The sequence below is a fragment of the Pseudomonas sp. BP11-1-1 genome (genome assembly GCF_052112105.1).
GTDB classification, from domain to species: domain Bacteria; phylum Pseudomonadota; class Gammaproteobacteria; order Pseudomonadales; family Pseudomonadaceae; genus Aquipseudomonas; species Aquipseudomonas alvandae.
Map to the genome: position 1 here is coordinate 1 of NZ_JAUTYU010000055.1, position 399 is coordinate 399.

1 pseudogene is annotated in these 399 nt (G+C 57.6%); it reads right to left on the reverse strand.

The features are described from left to right. Window positions 1-247 precede the first annotated feature (247 nt). Window positions 248-399: pseudogene (locus Q7C33_RS28975) on the reverse strand (2-hydroxy-3-oxopropionate reductase); the annotation flags it as partial.

Genomic DNA, 399 nt, shown 5'->3' on the forward strand with positions numbered 1-399 from the left:
CGGTCGCTGGGCAGGTATTGTTCGAGGACGTGCTGCGGATGCGCCGCGTCGATGGCTGTGGCAAACAGCTCGCGCAGCAGTTGTTGCGGATCGACCGACATGGCGGGCTCCCGATTTTTATTATTGGAATTGACGCAGACCCTGTGGGAGCGAGCTTGCTCGCGATAGCGGTTTTACATTCAACAATGATGTTGGCTGGGCTACTGCTATCGCGAGCAAGCTCGCTCCCACAGGTAAAGGGCAGGGCTTATTTATCGCGAATGGAGAAATTCGCCATGTGCTCCAACCCCTTGATCAACGCCGAGTGATCCCAGTTGCTGCCACCGATGGCCGCGCACGTGCTGAACACTTGCTGGGCGTTGGCGGTGTTGGGCAGGTTGATGTTCAGTTCCTTGGCGC